Source organism: Streptomyces narbonensis, assembly GCF_014649015.1.
Classification (GTDB): domain Bacteria; phylum Actinomycetota; class Actinomycetes; order Streptomycetales; family Streptomycetaceae; genus Streptomyces; species Streptomyces narbonensis.
The window spans coordinates 616,543-638,861 of the sequence record NZ_BMSF01000001.1 but is presented as its reverse complement, the minus strand read 5'-3'; the positions used below and the strand labels follow the sequence as shown (position 1 = coordinate 638,861).

Here is a 22,319-nt window from a genome sequence, read left to right as displayed (position 1 = left end):
GAGATCTCCGTTACTCCCTGCTATTGGGGTGAAAGCGCGGGATCGGCACTCCGTTCGAACGGCGCCTCCGTGCCGGGATACGGCACCGGGCGCGGACTGCCGGCGGCGGGCGCCCCGGGGGCGGAGGCCGACGGTCCCGACGAGGACGTCGAGTTCTGGGGACTTCTCTATCTCGACCCGCTGCTCGAACTACGCCTGCTCACACCGGAGTCGGCCGTCCGCGCGGAGCTGGCCCCGGGGGCCGTACCGCCGGGCGAGGCCCTCTCCTCGGCGGCCCAGTCCCTCACCGGGGACGCCCGGCTGCGCGAACTGCTGGACGCCGCGGGCATCGGCGAGGACTTCCCCGCCGCCGTCGCCGCCGTCCTCACCTCGCCCGACTGCCGTCAGTTCCTTCGCTCCCCCGCCGCGAGCTCCGAAGCCGACGCGCTGGCACGGGCGTTCACGGCCGAGGCGGTACGCCGCAGGGCCGAGCCGCCGGGTGCGGCGCCGGTCTTCGACGGCACCGCCCGCGACGAGGCCGTCGCCCGGATCGTCGCCCTGCTCCCCGGCGACCCCTCCGGCGATCCCTCCGGCGGGTCCGGGACGCACCGCGGCCCCGTCACCCGGAAGGTCAAGAAGCTCGCCGGGCGCCTGGCGCTCGGCCTGGCCTCCGCCCAGGTCGTGAAGCGGCGGTCGGCGCTCACCGACGCGGCACATCCGGCGGCCGGGGACGTGCTGCTCTACCTGTCCCGGGGCGGCGCGATCCGCGAGGTCGTCGCGGAGGCGGTCCGGGCCGCCGAGCCGCCGGTCGTCCTGCTCGCGCACAGCCTCGGCGGCATCGCCTCGCTGGACCTGCTGGTGCTGCGGGCGCTGCCGGAGGTCGAGCTGCTCGTCACCGTCGGCTCGCAGGCGCCGTTCCTGTACGAGCTGGGGGCGCTGCCGAGCCTGGAGCACGGCGCGCCGCTCCCCGGACACGTACCGCCCTGGCTGAACGTGTACGACCGGCGGGACCTGCTCAGCTACGTCGGCGCGGGCGTCTTCCCGGACCGGGTCCGGGACGTGGCCCTCGACAGTCGCCAGCCCTTCCCCCTCGCGCACAGCGCCTACTGGAGCAACCCCGAGCTGTACCGCCTCCTCGCGGAGGAGCTGCCGTGACGGGAGCGCGACCGGAGCGCACGTACGCCGTCGTCGTCGGCGCGGAGCGGTACGCGGCCGGGCCCTCGTGGGACCTGCCGGGGCCCGCCGCCGACGCCCGGCGTTTCACCGGCTGGCTGCGCGGGCACGGCGTGCCGGCGGCCAACGTCTTCCTGCTGCTCGATCCGCTGCCCGGCGCGGGCGGACCCGAGGTCGACGTCACCGCGGGCACCGCCGGACGGGAGGCCGTGCAGGAGGTGCTGACGCGCCGGCTGCCGGCGCTGGAGGGCGACCTGCTATGGGTGTTCTGGGGCGGCCACGGCGTCACCGACCCGCAGGGGCACCGCAGGCTCTTCTACGCAGACGCCGGTCCGGACGACCGCCGGAACCTGGACCTGGACGCCTGGCTGACCGCCTTCACCACCGATCTCCTGCCGGGCTTCCGGCGCCAGATCTGGCTGGTGGACTCCTGCCAGACCTTCGTCGAGGACCTCGGCTTCGCCCGCTCCCTACCCACCGAACTGCCCTCCGGAGGCGAGCGGTTGCCGGGTCGGGAGCAGTTCGTCCTGCTGGCCTCCCGGCCCGGACAGCGGGCGGCAAACGACCCCGTACGGCAGACGGGGGCGTTCTCCCGGGCCGTACTGGCCGCCCTGGCCGCTTCGGACGGCGGCGTCTGGCCGCCCGACATGAACGCGGTCGCGGACACCGTCCTCGGGGAGTTCACGGGAGGGTCCACCGGGCAGGTCGGCGGACGGTCCGGCGGGCAGTCGGGCGGTTCCATCGGCCCGTTCGCCGGTAGCGGGCAGCGACCCACCGCGCTCTGGCACCGCTCGTGGGCGGGCGACGAGCGCCGCCTTGAGTTCCCGGCGACCCGGCGCCTCGAGGAACCGGTGACGGACGCCGCTCTCGCCGAACTCATCGGCCTGCTCGCCGGATGGCCGAGCATGGCGGACCGGGACCACCGTCAGCTGGTGGTCGGAATGCTGCCTCCCGACCTCGCCGGTGCGATCCCCCGCATGGGGGCGCCGCGCCCCGACATCATCAGCATCGTCCGGACCTGCCGGCGCCACCCGGGAGGACTGGCGGCCCTCGTCGAGGCGCTCGCCCTGCTCGAACCGGGCTCCCTGGAGCAGCGCGAGCTGAAGGACTGGGCCGACCGCCGGCTGACGCCCGGATCAAGCGGCTGACCGGCGGATCACGCTCTTCCCGAACCCCCCTGCCTACGCCATCATGAAGTCAACGGGGTTCATGGCTGTGAGGGGGTTGTCGCATGCACGCGTCCGACGAATACATGGGATCCGAGCTGATCGATCTCAGCGAGGTGCCGCTGTCCGCCCTCAGGTCGCAGAGCCCGAGCCTGCATGCGCGCTCGCTGGACCGGCTGCTCCGTCAGATCGAGTGTCCGCGGGTCAACTTCGCCGGGGGGGACGGGCAGCCCGGGCGGGCCGACTGACGGTCCCCGGGAGGAGATCCGTGCAGACCGACGGACGTCACGAACCCGCCCGTAGCCCGCACCATCTCGTTCCCTCGGCGCACTTCGACGCCCTGGCCGCGGGCCGGGGCGACGCCGGTACGGTCCGCTTCCTGCGGACCACCGAGTACAGCAGGCGCCTCCTGCTGCTCCGGGCTCTCCTCGACGCCGTCGCGGAGACGCCCGGCGCGCTCGGTCCGCTGCCGGGCGTGGACAGTGTGTGGGACACGCTCGCGGCCGCGCAGGAGCGCTCCCCGGAGGTCTTCGGGGAGCTGCTGCTGCATCCGCAGGTCGGGGTCTGGCTGGGACACGGGCTGCGGCGGCTGCGGCGGACGGCGTGGGGGGACGGGCCCCTCTGGACCGACCTCGGGCACGTCTTCACGGTGTGCGCGGTCGCCGCGCTGCGCACGGGACTGCCGCTGCGCACCACCGTGCCCCTGCGGGACGGCGGCGTCATGTTCCCCACGCTCGGCCTCGCCCGGCTGCCGGACCGGCCGCGCTGGGGGACTGCGGAGGTGGTGGTGGAGGCGGGACGCCTGCGGGTCGACCCGCACGGAGCGTGCGTGGGCCCGCCGGACCGGCCCGGTCCGCCCGGTCCGCCCGGTCCGCCCGGTGGGCTCGACCTGTCTGGTCGGCTCGACCCGGACGAGCCGACCGAGCCGGACGACCCTGCCGACCCCGACCCGGACGAGCCCGACGACCCCGCCGCCCCGGACCGCCCTGCCGATCCCGCCGATCCCGCCGACCCGCCCTACCTGCCCGACCCTCCCGGCCTGCCCGGGCGGTTCGATCCGCCGGGCCCGCCCGACCTGCCCGAACCGCCCGACCTTCCCGAACCGCCCGACCTGCCCGGTCGGCTCGACCCGCCTGGTCCTCCCTACCTGCCCGGCCCGCCCGACCTTCCCGCCACGGTCGGCCCGCCCGACCTTCCCGGCCCGGCCGGCCCACCCGTTCTGGACGGCCCGGCCGGGCTGCTGGGCGTCGACGCACCGGGGTGGCAGGCTCCGCACCGGATGCACGCGCGCGTGGCGGGACGGCCCGTTGGGGTCTGGCTGGACGACATCGACCCCTACCGGGACCTGAGCGAACCGCTCCCCGCGCACCGCCTCTCCCCGGACGACACCGCCCGCTGGCGGGAGCGGTTCCGCCTGGCGCTGGGTCTCCTGGAGGACAGCGACCCGGAGGCGGCCGCGGCGCTCGCGGAGGGTCTGCGCAGTGTGACGCCCGTGCGGTCGTTATCGACCTGGAGGGTGCTCAGCGCCTCCTCCGGGGATGCCTTCGGCGGTCTGCTAACCTCGCTGCCGCCGGATCCGGTCACCTTCGCCGTGACGCTGGTCCACGAGTTCCAGCACACCAAACTCGGCGCGCTGCTCCATCTGCTGACGCTGGAGCAGGACGACGGCGCCGAGCGGCACCACGCCCCCTGGCGCGATGACCCGCGCCCCCTGAGTGGCCTGCTCCAGGGTGCGTACGCCTTCCTGGGGATCACCGACTTCTGGTCCCGCCGCCTGGACCGGGCGCCCGCGGCCGAACGGGCCTCGGCCGAGTTCGAGTTCGCCCTCGGTCTGCGCCAGACGCGGGAGGCCGTCGAGACCCTCGGCGCCGATCCCGCTCTGACCGACCACGGACGCCGTTTCTTGCGGGGCATGGCCGCGCGGCTGCCCTCGTGGACGGCCGACAGGCGGGTCCGGCCCGGGATCGACGCCATGGCTGGGTTCGCCGCCACGGACCACCGCACCGAGTGGCGGATACGGCATCTGGTGCCCGCCCCGGACGCCGTACGCGCCCTCGCGAGGGCCTACGTCACCGGGGCCGCGGCCGATCTCCGCGGCGCCGGGTCCACCGTGGTCCCCGACCTCACCGCCCGCTGGTCCCACGCCCGCACCCGCCTGATCCGGCAGGTGCTGGGGACTCCGGAACCCGGCACCCCGCCCTCCGGCCCCTCCGCGGCCCCGCCCGCGCCGTCCGCCGCCGAACGCGCCCTGATCGCCGGCGACCCGGCCGCGGCCGACGGCTACGTCCGCCTGCTGGCCGAGGACCCCGAGGACCCCGACGCCTGGACCGGTCTCGTCCTGGCACTCGCCCTCGCCGAGCCCGCCGCTCGCCCGCTGCTCCGGCGCCCCGAACTCCCCCGGGCGGTCCACCGCGAGCTCCGTGTCATCGGCACGACGGCCGACCCGCGGCGGCTGGCCCGCTGGCTCGCGGCCGGAATCGCCGGCCTGGCGGACGGGGCCCCTCGGCCGGGGGCCTGACAGCAGGAGACCCGCCTGACAGGTCCCGGACAAACAGCGGCGGCTGCGGGGTGTTCGCCCACCGTACGGCGGGCAGCCATGAGGCGGCCTTCCGGACGTGGGCCGCGAGCGCTCTCCTTGGGGCGCCCGCACACAGGCTCCGCACGGCCGGCCGCGCGCGCACCCGCACCCCCACCGACCGCTCGCACTCCCGAGGAGAACTCCCCCATGACCGACATCGATCGCCGCCGGTTCCTCCAGCTGACCGGCGGGGCAGCCGCGTTCACCCTGCTCTCCGAGAGCATCGCGCGCGCCGCCGCGATCCCGGCGCAGGGCTCGACCGGCACGATCCAGGACGTCGAGCACATCGTCGTCCTGATGCAGGAGAACCGTTCCTTCGACCACTACTTCGGGGCGATGAAGGGCGTGCGGGGCTTCGGGGACCCGCGCCCGGTGACGCTGCCGAGCGGGAAGCCGGTCTGGAACCAGGCGGACGGCACGAAGGTCACCCTGCCCTTCCGGCCGGAGAGCGCCAAGCTCGGCATGGAGTTCCTCCAGGGCCTGAACCACGACTGGGCGGGCGGGCAGAAGGCCTTCAACAAGGGCAGGTACGACCAGTGGATACCGGCGAAGACCAAGGCCACGATGGCGTACCTCACCCGTGAGGACATCCCCTTCCACTACGCGCTGGCCGACGCGTTCACGATCTGCGACGCCTACCACTGCTCGTTCATCGGCTCCACCGACCCGAACCGCTACTACCTGTGGAGCGGCCACACCGGCAACGACGGCACGGGCGGCGGCCCGGTCCTCAACAACGCCGAGGCGGGCTACGGCTGGAAGACGTACCCCGAGCGACTGGAGGCAGCCGGCATCTCCTGGAAGGTCTACCAGGACACGGGTGACGGTCTGGACGCCGCCGGCTCGTGGGGCTGGATCAACGACGCGTACCGCGGCAACTACGGCGACAACTCGCTCCTCTACTTCAACACCTACCGGAACGCCCAGCCCGGCAACCCGCTGTACGACAAGGCCCGCACGGGTACGAGCGTCAAGAACGGCGACACCTACCTCGCCGATCTCCGCGCCGACGTCCAGGCCGGCCGGCTGCCGAAGGTCTCGTGGATCGCGGCCCCCGAGGCGTTCTCCGAACACTCCAACTGGCCTTCCAACTATGGAGCCTGGTACATCGCGCAGGTTCTGGACGCGCTGACCTCGAACCCGGACGTGTGGGCGCGTACGGCGCTGTTCATCACGTACGACGAGAACGACGGCTTCTTCGACCACGTCGTCCCGCCGTACGTCCCGGCCTCGGCGTCCCAGGGCCTGTCGACCACCCCGACGGCCCTGGACCACTTCCCGGGCAAGACGGGGTACGTGGCAGGGCCCTACGGCCTCGGCCCGCGCGTCCCGATGATCGTCGTCTCCCCCTGGTCCACCGGCGGTTACACCTGCTCCGAGACCTTCGACCACACCTCGGTCATCCGCTTCATGGAGAGCCGCTTCGGGGTGCAGGAACCCCAGATCTCCCCGTGGCGGCGAGCGGTCTGCGGCGACCTGACCTCGGCCTTCGACTTCACGACCACGAACACCCGGCCGGCCCCGCTGCCGCCGACCGCCGGCTACTACCCGCCGGACCGCGCCCGGCACCCCGACTTCCCGGCCACCGCCCCGGCCACCGGCACGATGCCCCGCCAGGAGCCGGGCGCCAAGCCCACCCGCCCGCTGCGGTACGCCCCTCACGTGGACGGCGCCGCCGACATCGCGGCCGGCACGTACCGCCTGTCCTTCGGCAGCGGCCCCTCGGCGGGCGCCCAGTTCTACGTGACCTCGGCCAACCGCACGGACGCCCCCTGGACGTACACGACCGAGGCGGGCAAGTCCCTCGCGGACACCTGGAACACCAAGTACTCCAAGGGCCTCACCGACCTCACCGTCCACGGCCCGAACGGCTTCCTCCGCCACTTCCGCTCCCCCGGCAAGACGGCCGTCCCCGAGGTCACCGCCCGCCACAACGCCACCACGGGCAACCTGGACCTGACCTTCACCAACGCGGGAACGGCCGATGCCCGCCTCACCGTCACCCACGCCTACGCGGGCGGCCCCGCGACGGTCCTCGTCCCGCGCGGCGCCACGGTCACCCACACCGTCGACCTGACCTCCAGCCGCGCCTGGTACGACGTGACGATCACCTCGAACACGTCCGCCGACTACCTCCGGCGCCTCGCGGGACATGTGGAGACGGGAGCTCCGGGCGTCACGGACCCGGGCGTCCTGACGTACTGATCCGTACGGCTGTGGGGGCGTGGAGGAACTGCCTGCGCCCCCACCGGGTACGCACGGTGACGATCAACGCACTCCGGGTTGCTCCGCCGAGGGCGGGTGCGGACCACCGGCACGTCCGCCCGGGCGGTCGTCGGGCGGACCGCCACGACCGCCCTGATACTCGGAAGGGACACCCGGCAACGGATCGCAAGCTGCGAGGTGACGTCCATGAGCCAGCACACTCCCGGAGCACAGAGAACCGCGGGGGGACATCGGTCCGGCGGCGGTGTCGCGGGCGGAGGCACCATCCTTGCCGCGGTGCTGCTGTGCCTCGCGGGCCTCCTCGGCATCCTCCAGGGCATCACGGCCATCGCCAACGACGACGTGTACGCCCGCGTCGGCGACTACCTCTTCGAGTTCGACCTGACGGCCTGGGGGTGGATCCACCTCATCATCGGCGTCCTCGTCGTACTGACCGGGGTGGGCCTCTTCAAGGACGCGAACTGGGCGAGGGCGGGCGGCATCACCCTGGCCGGCCTCAGCGCGGTCGCCAACTTCATCTGGCTGCCGTACCAGCCGTGGTGGGCGCTCACCCTCCTGGCCATCGACGTGTTCATCATCTGGGCGCTGTGCGCCAGCTGGTCGCACACCACCGACTGACAGCACCCCACCCCACCCCACAGCACGCAGGAGGGCACACGACATGGCCACTGCTTCGGAAACCCCTGTCCTGGACACCCTCGCCGCGATGACGGTCGACTCGATCGAGCGCTGCGGCCTGGCTCCGGACATGCTCATGATCGTGCGGATCGCGGCCCTCGCCGCCTCGGACGCCCCGCCGATCTCCTACGCGGCCCACATCGAGCTCGCCGTCGAGGCCGGCATGACGGCGGAACAGGTGCAGGACGTCCTCGTCGCCATCGCACCGATCGTGGGCACCGCCCGCGTCATGACCGCGGCGGGCAACATCTCCGCGGCGCTCGGCATCGCCATCGCCGTCGCGGATGCCGAGATCGACTCCCCGGACTGAACCCGGCGAGAACTCCCCCACCTCCACCTCCACTCCGACACTGATGCCCGGCGCGACCACACCGGAGAGGCCACGGATGCCTTCCGGCGACCTGGCTCTCGCGCCGGGCATTCCAACGGCCGGTACGGCAGGCACGGCCGGCACGGCAGATACGGCACGGCACAGCCGGCACGGCAGGCACAGCCGGCACGAAGACCCGGCAAGAGGAGCACCGATGGCCCGGAACGGGAAGGCGACCACGGCGACGCGCGCGGCGCGCCACGCCACGCCGAAGGAGCGCGCGGCGCTCGGCAGGAAGGCCCGGCGCCACGCGCCGCGCTCCGGCCACGCCGAGTACCGGCCGTCCGGCGACAGGACCGACCCGCTGACGATCCTGGAGGCGCAGTCGTCGACCCGGGTCCCCGAGCTCGTACCGATCCGCTACGGCCGGATGACGGAGTCCCCCTTCCGCTTCTACCGCGGCGCCGCGGCGATCATGGCCTCCGACCTTGCCGGCACTCCCCGCTCGGGCCTCACGGCCCAGCTGTGCGGAGACGCGCACATGCTGAACTTCCGCCTCCTCGCCTCACCGGAGCGGCGGCTGATGTTCGACATCAACGACTTCGACGAGACGCTCCCGGGCCCCTGGGAGTGGGACGTCAAGCGGCTGTCGGCGAGCCTCGTCATCGCGGCCCGGGCGAACGGCTTCGACGACGCCGAGCGCGCCCGCATCGTCAGGCACACGGTCCGCGCGTACCGCGAGGCGATGATCCGCCTCGCGGGCATGCGCACCATCGACGTCTGGTACGCGAAGATCGACTCGGACCGCCTGGAGTCCCTGGTGACGGACCAGCTCCACAAGAGCGGACGGAAGAAGCTGGCCCGCGCCATGGCGAAGGCCCGCACCCGCGACAGCCTGCAGGCCTTCGACAGGCTCACCGAGACGGTCGACGGCCGGCCCGTCATCGCGGCGGACCCCCCGCTGCTCGTCCCCGCGAGCGACCTGATGCCCGATTTCGAGCGCAACGCCCTCGAGGAACAGTTCCGCGACCTGATGAAGCGGTACGGCGCCACCCTGCAGTCCGACCGGCGCGCCCTCCTGTCGGGCTACCGGCTGGCGGACGTCGCCCGCAAGGTGGTCGGCGTCGGCAGCGTCGGCACCCGCTGCTGGATCTTCCTGCTGCTCGGCCGGGACGACGAGGACCCGCTCTTCCTCCAGGCCAAGGAGGCGGACACCTCGGTGCTCGCCCCGTACGTCGGCGCGAGCGCGTACCGCAACCAGGGCGAACGCGTCGTCTCCGGACAGCGGCTGATGCAGGCCACCAGCGACATCTTCCTCGGCTGGGAGCGCGTGGACGGGATCGACGGCAGGCGCCGCGACTTCTACGTGCGCCAGCTGCGCGACTGGAAGGGCATCGCCATGCCGGAGCGGATGCGTCCCAAGGACATGGAGGCCTTCGGCGACCTCTGCGGGGTCACGCTGGCGCGCGCGCACGCGCGGTCCGGCGACCGGATCGCGATCGCCTCCTACCTGGGCCGCGGTGACTCCTTCGACCGGGCGCTCGCCGTGTTCGCGGAGGCCTATGCCGACCAGAACGAGCGCGACCACCAGGCCCTGCTCGACGCCGTGGCCGCGGGCCGGCTGCCCGCGGAGGAGCTGTCGGCACCCTGACCGACCGTCCGGAGTGCGGTGCACTCCGCCACAGCGCACCCTGAAGGTAGTTCGTCTCGCCGGACCGAGGCTTCCGAACGGGCAGCCGCGGTCCGTCACGACCGGCAGGAGATCGGCCATGAAGGACTCGATGGTGAACCTGGCAGTGGACTACCCGCTGCTCAACATGTTCTGGACCATGTTGATGATCTTCCTGTGGATCCTCTGGTTCATGCTGCTGTTCCGCGTCATCGGCGACATCTTCCGCGACGACGAGCTGGGCGGCTGGGGCAAGGCGGGATGGACCGCGTTCGTCATCCTGCTGCCCTTCCTGGGCGTGTTCGTCTACCTGATCGCCCGGGGCAAGGGCATGGGCGAACGCGAGCTGGCCCGGGTCCGCCGGAACGAGGAGCAGTTCCAGTCCTACGTACGGGAGACCGCCGGAACGGGCGGCGGCCACGCGGACGAGCTGGCGCGGCTCGCGGAGCTGAAGGACCGCGGCGCGATCACGGAGGCCGAGTTCGCACAGGCCAAGGCCAAGGTCCTCGCCGGCTGACGCGCGGGGGCGCGCGCACATGATCCTCGATCTGGTCTTCATCGGCCTGGCCATCACGCTCTACCCGCTGCCAGGGATGGCCTTCGTGCTGGTCGTGTCCGCGCCCCGCGGGTTGTACAAGGGGCTGGCCTTCATCCTCGCCTGGCTCGCCTGCCTGGTGGCCGTGATCGCCATGGTCCTGCTCTTCACGGGCGGACAGCCGCCCGCGCCACGCTCCCCGCCCTCGTTCGTGGCCTCGGTGGCCATGCTGGTCATCGGCCTGGGCCTGATCGTGTACGGCGAACACCGCCGCCGCCACCGCCACCCGGCCACGACCGGGTCCGGTCCCTCTCCCACGGGGGACTCGAAGAAGTCGCTGTCATCCCGCATGAACCAGGCCTCGGCGTGGTCGGCGGCCGGACTCGCGGTCCTCCTGCAGCCCTGGGGAATGGTCAGCGCCGCGGCCGCCACCGTGGTGAAGGCCGACCTCTCCCACACGGCCTCCTTCCTGGCCCTCCTCGGCTTCTGCCTCCTGGCCACCGCCACCCTGCTGGCCATGGAGCTGTACATGGTCTTCGCCCCGGAGAAGGCCCAGCACAACCTGATACGCCTGCGCTCCTGGCTGTCCCGCCACAAGGACCAGGCGATCGTCCTCATCTGCCTCCTCCTCGGCCTGTGGCTGGTCGGCAGGAGCCTGTACCAGCTCACGGGCTGACGCGGCCCGGATTCTCGTCGGCCACGCCGCGAACACCTGCTGTCCGATTTGCCCGCTCGGGTGCGCCTGAGCGGGCACGTCGTGTATAAACGCTGCGCCGCGGGCGGGAACGTGGGGACCCAACTCTCCTGAGCCGAAGGGCGATTGAGCCCGGTGGCTCTCAATTCGTGCTGCCCTCCCTCGTTTTCCCGTCCCGCGAACGAACAGCCGCAGGCGACCGGCCGCGGATCTGATCAGCTGCGCACAAGGGATGGGACATGAGTCCGAGAGGGGTCCGCGCCAGGCGGGCAAGCGGTAGGAAGCGCGTGACGTGGCTCGCGGCAGGAGTGGTCGTCCTGGGAGGCACGGCCGTGACCGCCGTCGCCGCCTCGGCGGATGGCGAGACCACCGGGCCCGGCGAGGGGACCCGGTCGGCGAAGGCCCATGTACTGGCCCTGGAGGGCAAGGACCCGAAGAAGCGAGCGCTCCCGCGCACCGGGACGCAGACGTTCTCGCTCATCGGCGTTTCGTGGGAGGACGGGGGCGACACCTTCGAGGGCACCGCTCAGATACGTACGCGCGAGGCGGCCACCGGCGAGTGGAGCGCATGGCGCGACCTCGACTTCGACGTACGGCCACCGGAGTCCGCCGAGGGCGGGGCGACGGAGGTACGGGGCGCCTCGGAGCCGCTGTGGGTGGGCCCGTCGGACGGGGTCGAGGCGCGGGTCGTCGCGGACGGCGGGGAGACCGCGGTGCCCGATGCGCTCCGCCTCGACATGATCGATCCCGGCGAGACCGTCAAGGGCAAGGGCAAGGGCGGCGGAAAGGGAAGCGGCAAGCCCGACGCGACGCAGACCACCTCCGCCGGCCCCGCCCCGGAACCCTCCGCCCCCGCGCCGACGACGGACGCGCCGACCGAGACTCCGACGGACGCACCCACCGGGGTCCCGACAAACGAGCCCACCGAGGCTCCCACCGGGGCCCCGACCGACGAGCCCACCGAGGCTCCCACCGGGGTCCCGACCGACGGCCCCACCGAAGCTCCGACCGACGGCCCGACCGGGATTCCGACGGACGCACCCACCGGGATTCCGACCGACGAGCCCACCGAGGCTCCCACCGACGAGCCCACCGAGGCTCCCACCGGGGCTCCCGGGGCTCCCACCGACGGCCCCACCGAGGGGCCCTCGACCGAGCCTCCCACCAGCGAGTCCCCCACGGACCCGGCCCCCAGCACGGTGCCCACGGAGGAACCCACGGGCTCCTCCCCCGCCATCGTCAGCCGTGCCGGCTGGGGCGCGGACGAGTCGCTCGTCCAGGACCCGCCCTCGTACCTGAACAAGGTCGACGCCGTCTTCGTCCACCACACCGCCGGGACGAACGACTACACCTGCGCCGACTCTCCGGCCATCATCCGCGCGATCCTCACGTACCACGTGAAGACGAACGGCTGGAACGACGTCGGCTACAACTTCTTCGTCGACAAGTGCGGCACGGTCTTCGAGGGCCGCGCGGGCGGCGTGGACCGGCCCGTCCTCGGGGCGCACACCTACGGGTTCAACAGCTACTCCTCGGGCATCTCGCTGCTCGGCGACTACGAGAACGGCGGCACGCCGACCGCCGCGGCCAAGCAGGCCATCGCCGACCTCGCCGCCTGGAAGCTCGGTCTGCACGGCGTCGACCCGGAGGCGAAGGTGACGCTCACCGCCGCCGCCGACACCGGTGTGTGGACCAAGGGACAGGCCGCCACCCTGTTCACCGTCTCCGGGCACCGTGACGGCTACGCCACGCTCTGCCCCGGCGCGAGCCTGTACTCCGAGCTCCCCGGTATCCGTACGGCCGCGGGCAGTTCCCCGTACGCCACCGGAAACTGACGAGCACGCCACTGACGCACCACCGCGGCCGGGACCCTTCCACAGGGCCCCGGCCGCGAGGCGTCGCACGGAAGACGGAGGTCCGGCGCGGGGCGCTCCGCCACCCGAGGCGAGCGGCCCCTCATGTCCCCGGCCGGATATCGCACGCCCTCACCTGCCAGGAGCCGGTTCCACTTCCTCGATCATGCGGCTCAGGGTCTCGTGGTAAGCGTTTCGCCGGAAGTCGGGATGACGTTCGCCGATGCTTTTCAGCGCGTCGACGGAGAATCGGAGAACCGATTCCAGGAAATCAATTGCCGCGCATGATCCGGGGACGGGATCCCACGACCGCAGGACCGTCAGCTCCTCGCCCGAAGGGAGGAATTCGATCAGCAGGCTGCTCTCGGTGAAGCTGATGCGGCCGGGCTGCCCATGGGAGACGGCCTGCGCCGCCAGGAGGGCACAGTGAACGAAGTCGAGCAGGGGGGATTTCATCCTCTCGGCTTCGAATCCCGTCGCCGCGATGAAGATCCTCGTCTCGAAGTATCCGTAGCGCAGGTTCATCTCGCTCGTCGCCGCCAGATCGGCGGCCTGCTTCTCGGAAGGCTCCCTGACCGAGTCGTGATCGAACTCAAGGAGAAACATCGCTTGGTGAAACCTTTCGATTCTGTGGCCGGTCGGCCGCCTGTGCCCGGCGGAATTCCGCCGGGCACAGGCATGAATGGGACGCTATCACGCAGAGTGACTACGGAATGGGGTGGGCAGTCCGCAGACTTCCGTCAGGATTGAGGATGACCCTGATCCCGTATGCCGTCTTGTGGGACATACCGCGACTCTGCTTGTCGCTGAGAATTCCGACACCTTCGGTGCCGGCGTTGACTCGGCCCTCGTACACCCAGCCGTCACGGCCGTCGGTGTTCTTCTGCGCCTCGTTGTTCTTCACGACCTGCTGGATCCAGGCCTTGACCTTCTTCTCCTTGCCGATGAAGGCACCCTTGTCCTCCGCGTCGTACTCCTTGCCACCGATCCGGTGCCTGTCGAGGGTGTGCTGCCAGCCGTCGTACTCCTTCGTGCTCCACGTGACGTCCGGGTTCTGGGACCCCACCTCGGGAGTCGTGGACGATCCGGAGCCGCCACCTCCGTCGGTGCTCTCCATCCGCGCGATGCTGTCTCCGAGCCCCATCGCACCGTGCACGGAGAGGAACGCACCCGCGGTGATGAGGGAAGCTCCGCCGACCACACCGGCCGCACTGGCGATGCAGACGGTACCGATCGTCGGAATCGCACCCGCCACGCACCCGACGACGGATCCGGCGATGAGCGTGGCACCGCCGGCCATCGAGCCGATGCCACCGGCCATTTCGAGCAGGCTGCCACCCGCGTCGAGCAGTGCGTCGGAGTTGTGGTCGACCCAGTCCAGCGTCGAGTCCAGGGCGTCCCCGCCGGCATCGACCGCGTCCTCGCACCAGCCCCAGCCGAAGCAGTGGCCGTCCAGCTCGACACGGCTGACGGGGTTGCCGCCGGTGAAGGCGTAACGGTTGCCCGTGTAGGGGTCGCTGCCGAGGCCCATGTCGGCCAGGGCACCGTTGTACATGTCACGGGTGGTGAATCGGTTCAGGCCCGGGTCGTAGTCGCGGAAGCCCATGTCGTAAGTGCCGGACTGGGCGTCCCAGCGCTTCGCGTTGTACCGGTAGGGGTTGTACTCCTCCTTGCCCGGCGCGGCCGGGTCGGGCTTGTCCGCACCCGTGAACTCCGACGTGTCGTCGGAACCGTAGGCGCTGTAGCCGTACGTGGCCTTGGTGTCGCCGGCGCCGTCGGTCAGCGTCTCCACGTCGGTGTGGCTGTTGTAACCGTAGAACGAGTCCTCGGTCGTGCCGTCCGCGTTGTGCTTGATCTGGGAGAGCCGCTCGCCCCACGGGCTGTACTGGTAGGACTTGGTCAGCTCGCCGGCGACCTCTTCGTTCAGCACCTCGCTCGACAGGCCGAGGTAGGTGAACTCGGTCGTCTCTCCACCCGCCGTCTTCGAAGCGGTCCGGTCCAGCGGATCGAAGGCGTACGTGGTCGACTTCAGGGCACCCGTGTCGTCCATCTTCTGGGACTCGACGACGTGGTCGAATCCGTCGTAGACGGTGCGGGAGACGACCTGTCCGCCGCTGGTGACCGACTCCTGGCGGCCGAAGGGGTCGTAGGTGTAGTCGGCGGTGAGCCCCGAGGTGGAAGCGGACTGCAACCGGTTGCGGTCGTAGTGGAAGGTGGTCGACGTTCCCTTGACCGTCTGGCTGATGACGTTGGCGTTGGCGTCGTGGACGTACGAATCCGTACCCGCGCCGTTGCCCGTCTTGACCGTCCGGGCCAGCCGGTCGGCCGGGTCGTAGGTGTAGTCGGTAGTGGAGTCGAGGTACGCCGTGTGGTTGTCGGCGTTCATCTTCCTCGCCACGTCCTGCGCCTTGTTGCCGTTGGCGTCGTAGGCGTAGGTGTGCGAGGCGACGAGGGTGCCGTTCGCCTTCTTCTCCGACGTGGACCTGAGCGCGCCGTCGAGGAAGTAGCCGTAGTCGACGGTGTTGTCGTTGGCCTTGGTCTCCTTCAGCTTCTGGCCGCGTGCGGTGTACGTGTAGGAGGTCACCTTCGGCGAGGTGTCCGTGGCCGTCTTCCCGACCGTGACGGTCTTGACCAGGTCACGCGGGTCGTAGGCGTACGCGGAGTGCTGGTCGGGATGGGTGACCGTGTCCGTGAGGCCGTTGGCGTCGTACGTGTAGGACGTCGCCTTCTTCTCCTGGCCGGACAGGGCCTCGGTCACCTTCTGGACCTGGTTGAGGCCCGTGTAGGCGATCGTGTATGCGTCGACCTTCGCACCGGAGGAGGTGTCGTCGATCGACGTCATGTTGCCGTTGACGTCATACGCGTAGGAGAAGCTGTGCTTCTCCGCGTCGGTCTCGCCCGCGGTGTCCCGGACCAGCTTGACCGCGTCGGCCACCACGGTGCCGCCGCTGTTCTGCGCCAGCTTCAGCTCGGCGGTGTTGCCCCGGGTGAAGGTGTACGAGCCCAGGCTGACCCAGGTCCCGGTGGCGGCGGACTGGTCCCTGGTCACGTCCACCGTGCCGGTGGCGTGCTTGACCGTGTACTTCGCCGACGTCGCGGCGCCCGTGACCTTCGGGTACTTCACGTACGCGGTGTACGTGCCGTCCTTGGGGATGCCGAGCTTCCAGCTGAAGGCGTCGGTCCCGGTGCCGGCGGCGTGGGTGCGGTGGTCGTAGCCGTGCTGGCCGACGATGTCGCCGCTGTTCCAGGTGCCCGTCGCGGACGTGTTCTGGGTGTCCGAGTTGTCGACCAGGACGACCGCGCTGCCGACCGGGACACCGTCGTCGGCCTTGGACCGGATCTTGCCGTCCGGGTAGTACGACCACGTCATGGTCCGGTTCGAGGAGCCACCGGCGGAAGCAAGCGTGCGGGCCGTCTGCTGGCCCGACTCGTTGTAGTCGTAGGTCGTGGAGATGTCCCACGGGTCGGTGGACGACTTGGTCCAGCCGTTGTCGAAGTAGCTGTAGTCCGTGTCGCTGCGGACCGTCTGGCCCTCCGACGGCGGCAGCGAGGACGTGGCCACGCGACCCACGGCGTCGTAGGAGGTCTGGATGTAGACGTTCGGGTCGTTGTAGCGGGTGTCGCTCGGGTCGTACGGCTGGAACTGCTTCACCGGACGGTTCAGCGCGTCGTACTCGGTCCGCGAGGCGAAGTCGTCGGCGGCCGAGGTCTCGGCGCCGCGCGGCGTGATCACCTTGGTGGTGTTGCCGACCTGGTCGTACTCGTACTTCGTGGTCCGGTAGGTGACCGGAGCCGTGTTCTTGTGCGGGACCTTTGCCTCGCTGCGCTTCCCGCGCTCGTCGTAGGTGAAGGTGGTGGTGTTGTTCTCCGCGTCCGTCGTCGAGACGACGAGCGAGTCCTTGTCATAGGACTGCCGGGTGGTGTTCCCCGCCGGGTCGGTGACCGAGACGACGCGGTGGTTCAGGTCGTAGTCGGTCTTCGAGGTGTAGTCGGTGGTGTCTGCGGTGGCGTTCTTCTTCGGGTCGACGACCAGGGTCTCGTTGCCCACGTTGTCGTAGGCGTAGGAGATCTTGTCCCCGGCGGCGTCCTGCACCGTCGTGAGCTGGTGGATCTCGTCGTACGACAGCGTCGTGACGTAGTCCGAGGGATCCGCCGCCGTCAGCGTGCCCTTCGGTTCGGTGACGGTCCGGACGTTTCCGGCCTTGTCGTAGGTGTAGTTCGTGGTCCGCGCCGCCGAAGCCGCGGTGTCCTTCGGGTCGGACGTGGACACGGCCTGGTCCGCCGCGTCGTAGACCGCGGTGTAGACGGCCCCGGTGACCGCGGTGGAGGACGTGACGTTGTCGTTCGCGTCGTACACCGGAGCGGGCGTGGTGATCAGGACGCCGGCGGCCTGGTCCTTCGGAACGGTCCTGACCAGCGGGCGCCCGTAGGTGTCGTACGTCTGCGTGGTCTTCTTGCCCAGCGCGTCGGTCACCTCGGTGACCTGCCCGCGCCCGTCGTAGGCGTACGTCGTGGACTTGCCCAGTGCGTCGGTGATGGTCGCCGGGTATCCGGTCGGCCCGAAGTCACCGTTGGTCGTCGGGTTGCCGTTGGCGTCCGTCGCCTTGGTCTGCCGGCCGTAGGAGTCGTAGGCGTACGACGTGGTGTAGTCGCCCGCCGTCGCGGTGGCGACGCCCTTCGGGTCGGTGACCGTCTTCAGGTTGCCGAACGCGTCATAGCCGAACTGCCAGGTGCGGCCCTCCGGAGACGTCTTGGTGGAGAGGTCGGCCGAGAAACCGTCGAGGCGGGTCTGGTAGCCGTAGCGGGAGGAGTTCGCCGGGTAGGTTCCCGGTGCGCAGTCCGCGGGCGCAGGCACACCGGCCTTGTTGTTCTCCGCGTCACGCGACCAGAGGGGGTAGCCCGTCTTCTGGTCGTAGCAGTAGGCGGTCTTGGCGCCGTTGGCCTCCTCCAGGTACGTGACGTTGTTGTCGGCGTCCCACGACATCTTCGTGGTCTGCGACTTGGCGTTCGTCGTCTGCACAGGACGGCCGAAGTCGTCCGTCACGTGGTCGGTAACGCGGGACTCGGCGTCGGTGACCTCGGTGTCGGTGAACTTCGCATTGGCCGCGTTCACCCCGTAGGCGAAGCCCGTGGTGCCCTGCAGACGGTCGGTGATCGTCTTGGTCCACCAGTGGTACTTCGGGTCGTCACCGGCCTGCGGCGCGTGGTACGCGAGCTGGGTGGCGTTGCCGCGCGGGTCGGTGGCCTCGACCAGCTTGACGTTCTTGTTCCCCTGCGTGGCGTCGTAGGTGAACCTGAAGTCCTTGGGCTGGCTGGAGCCGACGCCGTCGGTTGTCTGGCCGAGCAGGCCCTTGGCGGTGTAATAGAAGGCGATCTTGCGGCCGGAGATGTCCGTCATGGACTTCACGTGGTCGTAGATCTTGGTGTTGGTCAGGTTCGATCCCGTGACCTTCGCGCCCAGGTCGTTGATGTACTCGTAGGACGCGTCACCCTTCTTGTAGTAGTCGACGGTGAGCGTCTGTCGGCCGGCCGGGTCCGTGATGTAGGTCAGGAACTTGGTCGGCTTGTTGTTGGACTTGCGCTCCTCGTAGGTGAACGTCTGCGTGTTGCCGTTCCTGTCCACCGTCGAGGTCATGTAGCCGTCGCAGCCGAACAGGAACCGGGTGCCGTCCGGGCGCGTGAGCGTCCAGGCATCGGGGACCGGGTCCTTGGTCGGCTTGCAGTCCAGGCCCGCCTTCATCGTGACCTTGTAGTGGACGCCCGCCGGGGCCTTCCACGTGCCGTCCGCCTGCTTGCGGAAGACGTGCGTGGTGCCGTCGCCGTCCGGGAGCCGGATCTCCGTCGGATTCGGATTCGGATGGAAGTCCAGCGGCGCGCCGAGCCGGATCGGTCCCGCGGCCTGCATCGACCAGCCGTGACCGGCGACCGTGTCCGAGGTGTCCTGGCTGTTGTACGCGAACCGGACGAAGGTGCTCAGCCCCCGGCCCGGGTTGCTGAAGGCGTTGTACTGCCAGACGCTGTTGCCGGAGGCCAGGTTGTTCATGACCGTGGATCCGGCACCGGTGTTCTTGCCGGTGTAGCCGTAGAACTTCTCCAGGCCGAGGCTGTTGGAGGTGGGGTCCTCGACCGCCACGTTCTGCTTCAGCGACGGGATGCCGCCGGTGCCGGCGGACAGCCAGCTGCCGTCGGAGATCTTGCGGACGTCCCAGCCGAGCACGTATTCGTTGCGCTTGTTGCCGGAGTCCGAGTTGATCGGGGTCTGGACCTGCGCCTGGACGGTGGCGGACTTGCCCGGCAGGAGGGCCGGGATCGCCGTCCTGAGCTGGTTGCCGCCCGTCGTCACGTCCGTGCCGTCGGGGAGCTTCCAGGTGTAGGACAGCTCGCGCTCACCGGCGGCCCACGCCGCGGAGGTGGTGTTGGTGACGGTGAACTCCACCGTGTAGGTGGTGTTCGGGGTCATCCGGGCCGGGGTGGTCGGCGCGTAGTAGGTGTCCTCGGTGGTCGCGTCGACGTAGATGACCTGCATGTACGGCCGCAGCTGCGGGTCGGACGCCTCGGACGACAGGAACAGCGTGCGCTCCTGCGGGCCGGTGGTGGTCTCGTCCTTCAGCTTGACCAGGACGCCCTTGTTGTTGGCGGGGGTCTTGACCCAGGACTGCATGAGTCCGGTGGCGTCCCACCAGTGGCGGCCGACCTCGTCGGTGATCTGGGGGACGGTGTCGGAGACGGCGGCGGAGAAGTCACCGCCCGCGGTGGTCCACGGGGTGGTCGAGCCGGCGTTGTTCCACGTGGCCTGGGTCTCGGTGAAGTCCCGGGTCAGGGAGTGGAGTTCGTAGACCGCGCCGTTGGTGGTGCTGGTGGTCTCCGCGCCCCACATGTACATCTTGTTCTCCAGCACCGTGGCGGTGGTGGGGATGGATGTGGTGGGGAACTTCAGGGCGGCGCGGGTCTTGCCGTACGTACCGGAGTTGTTGCCCACGCTCAGCCAGGTCTGCGCCTTGCCGGAGACCAGGCCGTCGTGGTTGACGGTCGGCTGCTGCGAGGAGAGCGTGGTGTCGACCTGTCCGGCCTGGATGATCCTCATCGTCCGGCCGGCCTTGGGGATGCCCACGATCCGGGTCGGCGAGCCGAGGAGCTGACCGTTCCCGGTCTTGACCGCGAGCTGGTAGTAGTACGACTTCCCGATCTCGCTGGAGCTGGAGTCCGGGGTCGGCACCGCGGTGGTGTCCGTGTAGGCGGTGGCCGTGGACGCGATCGGGGCGATCAGCGTGGCGGCGGACGGCGTGAAGACCTGCTGCGTGGAGCGGTGCAGCTGGTACTCCACGATGTTCAGGCCGGTGTCACCGCTGCCGTTGGCGTAGGCCGGCCACGAGAGCTCCGGGCCGGTGGAGTGGACCACGGTCGGCGAGTTCAGCGACGTGCCGACGGCGCCGTAGGTCACCGTCAGGCGCGGGTAGGTGGACGTCTCGTCGCCGTAGGTGTTGCCGTCGGCCGCCTCGTAGCGCGGGCCGCCGGTCGGCGCGGTGCCCGACTCGTCCTTGGCCTTGAGCACGAAGCCGTGGTTGGTGGCCGTGCCGGAGACCCACTTCTGGACCGTGTCGGCGACGGGGAAGTCGTGCCACTTGTTGTAGTCCCAGGCGGCCTTGGTGATCTCGGAGGGGTTCACCAGCCGCACCGAGTCGGCGAGGGTCCGGGTCGTGGCCGAGCCGGTGTCACCGAGGACGATCTTCCCGGCGTTGCCCTTGGCGAAGCTCAGCTCCGTCGTGTCCAGGGTCTTCCAGACGCCGCCGGTGCCGGTCTGGTTGACCGTGTAGTTCTTGGTGCCGCCGTTGTGGGTGACGGTGTACGGGGCGGCCGTGGCCGCATCCGCCGCGGCCGGGTAGTGGGCGTCCACCCGGTAGGTGTCCGTCTCCGGGACCCTCGGCTGCCAGGTGTACGACTCGCCCGCGAGCGCGTTCTTGTTGTACGCGTAGTCGTCGTTGGTCGCCGCGCCGCCGGTCGTGGTGGATCGCGGCCACTCGCCGACCGCCGCCGTACCGGCCTCGCCGTCGTCCAGCTGCACCGTGGTGCCGGACAGCTCGCCCACCAGCGCGCTGGTGTTGTTCCAGGTCGCGGGCGTCGCGCCGGCCTCGCTCCACGCCCCGGTGGCCCGGTGCGCCTCAAGGGCGACGGCGTTGGCGTTGGTGGTGTGCGACTGGTCGTAGTACAGGCTGAGGCGGGCCGCGTCGACCTTCACCCCGGCCGGGATCTCGCTCATCGGGAACTTGATCAGCGAGCGGGCGATGCCGGTGTCGGTCTTGCCGACCGACAGCTTCCAGGTGTTGTTGAAGTTCACCGCCGGCTGGTCCGACAGGACCATCGTGTCCTCGGAGACCGAGGCGATCGGCGTGATCGTGATCGTCGGGTCGATGACGACCGGGTACTGGCGCTCCTTCGCCGCGAGCCACCTGGCGTCCGGCGTGACGGTCAGCTTCCACCCCTTGCCGTCGGCGTCCTTCGCCAGCTTCTGGGTGACCTTGGTGCTGTACGTACCACCGGTGACCGACTGCGGATCCTTCTTGGCGTCCGTCATGTACGGGGCCGGGATCACCATCACCGGAGTGCCGGGCGCCTCGCCGAAGAAGGCGATCGAGCCGTCCTCGCGGGTCTTCGGCGTGAGGCCGCCCTCGGTGTCCAGGGTGAAGGTGAACGACACCGGACCGGCCGGGCGTTCGGCCAGGACGATGTCCTCCTTCACCTGGCCTTTGCCGATCCGGTACGACAGGTCCGCGCCGCCGACGGCGTCCTTGTAGACGACCCGGTCGCCCTTCGCCTCGGGCTTCAGCCCACCGGCTCCGGACAGGCCGAACGAGACCGCCCCGCCGCCCTCCGCCTCGAAGCGCATGAAACGTCCGGCGTCGGAGCCGAACCAGCTCTTGCCCGCGTTCGTGGTGTTGGCGAAATCAAAGCCCTTGTCCTGGGTCGCGCGCACCGCGGTCTCGACCGGCTTCCAGGTCGCCCCGGAGCGGTACGACGTCGGCACGGCCGTCAGCTCGGCCTCGACCCGGCCGTCCGACAGCTGCCAGAAGCGCGCCTGCGACGTGCGCTTGCCCGTCAGCTCCTTGATCCGCTTCGCCTTCGGGAGCTTCTCCCCCTTCGGCAGCTTCTCCCGGCTGGGCATCTCCAGGTTCCCGCCGGCCGGGGCCTTCGCCTCGCCGTCGCCGTCGTCCGAGAACCAGCCCGAAACCGTGTCGAAAACGCCCTTGTCGTCGCCGTTCCTCTCCGGCGACTGCGGGGCCGCATAGGCGATCTGCGGCAATAGCGTGCCCGCTACCGCCGATACGACCAGACAGGAGAGATATCTCCCGTACGGAACTTTCACCTCAATACCCTTCGGTATCGGCGCACCCGATTCATGCACGTCATTTGGGCACGCCGAACGAGCCGGCGCGGAGGTTTCCGCCCAGCTTTGAGCAATG

Annotated in this window: 13 protein-coding genes; 11 read left to right on the top strand and 2 right to left on the bottom strand. The window is 70.5% G+C overall.

All coding sequences use genetic code 11. The features are described 5' to 3' along the window. Positions 1–69 precede the first annotated feature (69 nt). The 11 genes from IE124_RS02745 to IE124_RS02695 all read left to right on the top strand — a co-directional run bounded on the left by IE124_RS02745 (position 70) and on the right by IE124_RS02695 (position 12,843). Entirely contained in the window at positions 70–1,134 is a 1,065-nt protein-coding gene (locus IE124_RS02745; RefSeq protein WP_229832053.1) for an RBBP9/YdeN family alpha/beta hydrolase, read from the top strand. Beyond that, positions 1,131–2,300 carry an effector-associated domain 2-containing protein gene (locus IE124_RS02740; protein ID WP_189504353.1) on the top strand — a complete coding sequence of 390 codons (1,170 nt, stop codon included), beginning with the start codon at positions 1,131–1,133 and terminating at the stop codon, positions 2,298–2,300. Before IE124_RS02745 ends, IE124_RS02740 begins: the two co-directional genes overlap by 4 nt. Before the next feature lie 83 nt (positions 2,301–2,383). Continuing rightward, positions 2,384–2,566, top strand: coding sequence for a hypothetical protein (locus IE124_RS02735; protein ID WP_189504351.1), 183 nt, complete (start codon positions 2,384–2,386; stop codon positions 2,564–2,566). Between the two features lie 20 nt (positions 2,567–2,586). Beyond that, the gene (locus tag IE124_RS02730; RefSeq protein ID WP_189504350.1) at positions 2,587–4,836 is read left to right on the top strand and encodes an HEXXH motif domain-containing protein; all 2,250 of its coding nucleotides are present in this window, start codon (positions 2,587–2,589) and stop codon (positions 4,834–4,836) included. Between the two features lie 207 nt (positions 4,837–5,043). Beyond that, entirely contained in the window at positions 5,044–7,101 is a 2,058-nt protein-coding gene (locus tag IE124_RS02725; protein ID WP_189504349.1) for a phosphocholine-specific phospholipase C, read from the top strand. Between the two features lie 207 nt (positions 7,102–7,308). Continuing rightward, positions 7,309–7,740, top strand: coding sequence for a DUF7144 family membrane protein (locus IE124_RS02720; RefSeq protein WP_189504348.1), 432 nt, complete (start codon positions 7,309–7,311; stop codon positions 7,738–7,740). A gap of 43 nt (positions 7,741–7,783) precedes the next feature. Then, positions 7,784–8,110, top strand: coding sequence for a carboxymuconolactone decarboxylase family protein (locus tag IE124_RS02715; RefSeq protein ID WP_189504347.1), 327 nt, complete (start codon positions 7,784–7,786; stop codon positions 8,108–8,110). Between the two features lie 214 nt (positions 8,111–8,324). Beyond that, positions 8,325–9,761 (top strand): DUF2252 domain-containing protein, encoded by a 1,437-nt coding sequence (locus tag IE124_RS02710; protein ID WP_189504346.1) that lies wholly within the window; start codon positions 8,325–8,327, stop codon positions 9,759–9,761. 118 nt (positions 9,762–9,879) lie between these two features. Next, entirely contained in the window at positions 9,880–10,296 is a 417-nt protein-coding gene (locus tag IE124_RS02705; RefSeq protein WP_189504344.1) for an SHOCT domain-containing protein, read from the top strand. A gap of 19 nt (positions 10,297–10,315) precedes the next feature. Then, the gene (locus tag IE124_RS02700; RefSeq protein ID WP_189504342.1) at positions 10,316–10,990 is read left to right on the top strand and encodes a GAP family protein; all 675 of its coding nucleotides are present in this window, start codon (positions 10,316–10,318) and stop codon (positions 10,988–10,990) included. Positions 10,991–11,295: 305 nt separating this feature from the next. After that, on the top strand, positions 11,296–12,843 hold the full coding sequence (locus tag IE124_RS02695) for a peptidoglycan recognition protein family protein (protein WP_229832051.1): 1,548 nt from the start codon (positions 11,296–11,298) through the stop codon (positions 12,841–12,843). A 150-nt stretch (positions 12,844–12,993) separates the two neighbouring features. Here the strand turns inward: IE124_RS02695 and IE124_RS02690 are convergent, their stop codons facing one another. Next, positions 12,994–13,467 carry a hypothetical protein gene (locus IE124_RS02690; RefSeq protein WP_189504338.1) on the bottom strand — a complete coding sequence of 158 codons (474 nt, stop codon included), beginning with the start codon at positions 13,465–13,467 and terminating at the stop codon, positions 12,994–12,996. Positions 13,468–13,567: 100 nt separating this feature from the next. Further along, positions 13,568–21,220 (bottom strand): golvesin C-terminal-like domain-containing protein, encoded by a 7,653-nt coding sequence (locus IE124_RS02685; RefSeq protein WP_229832092.1) that lies wholly within the window; start codon positions 21,218–21,220, stop codon positions 13,568–13,570. Positions 21,221–22,319: the final 1,099 nt, after the last annotated feature.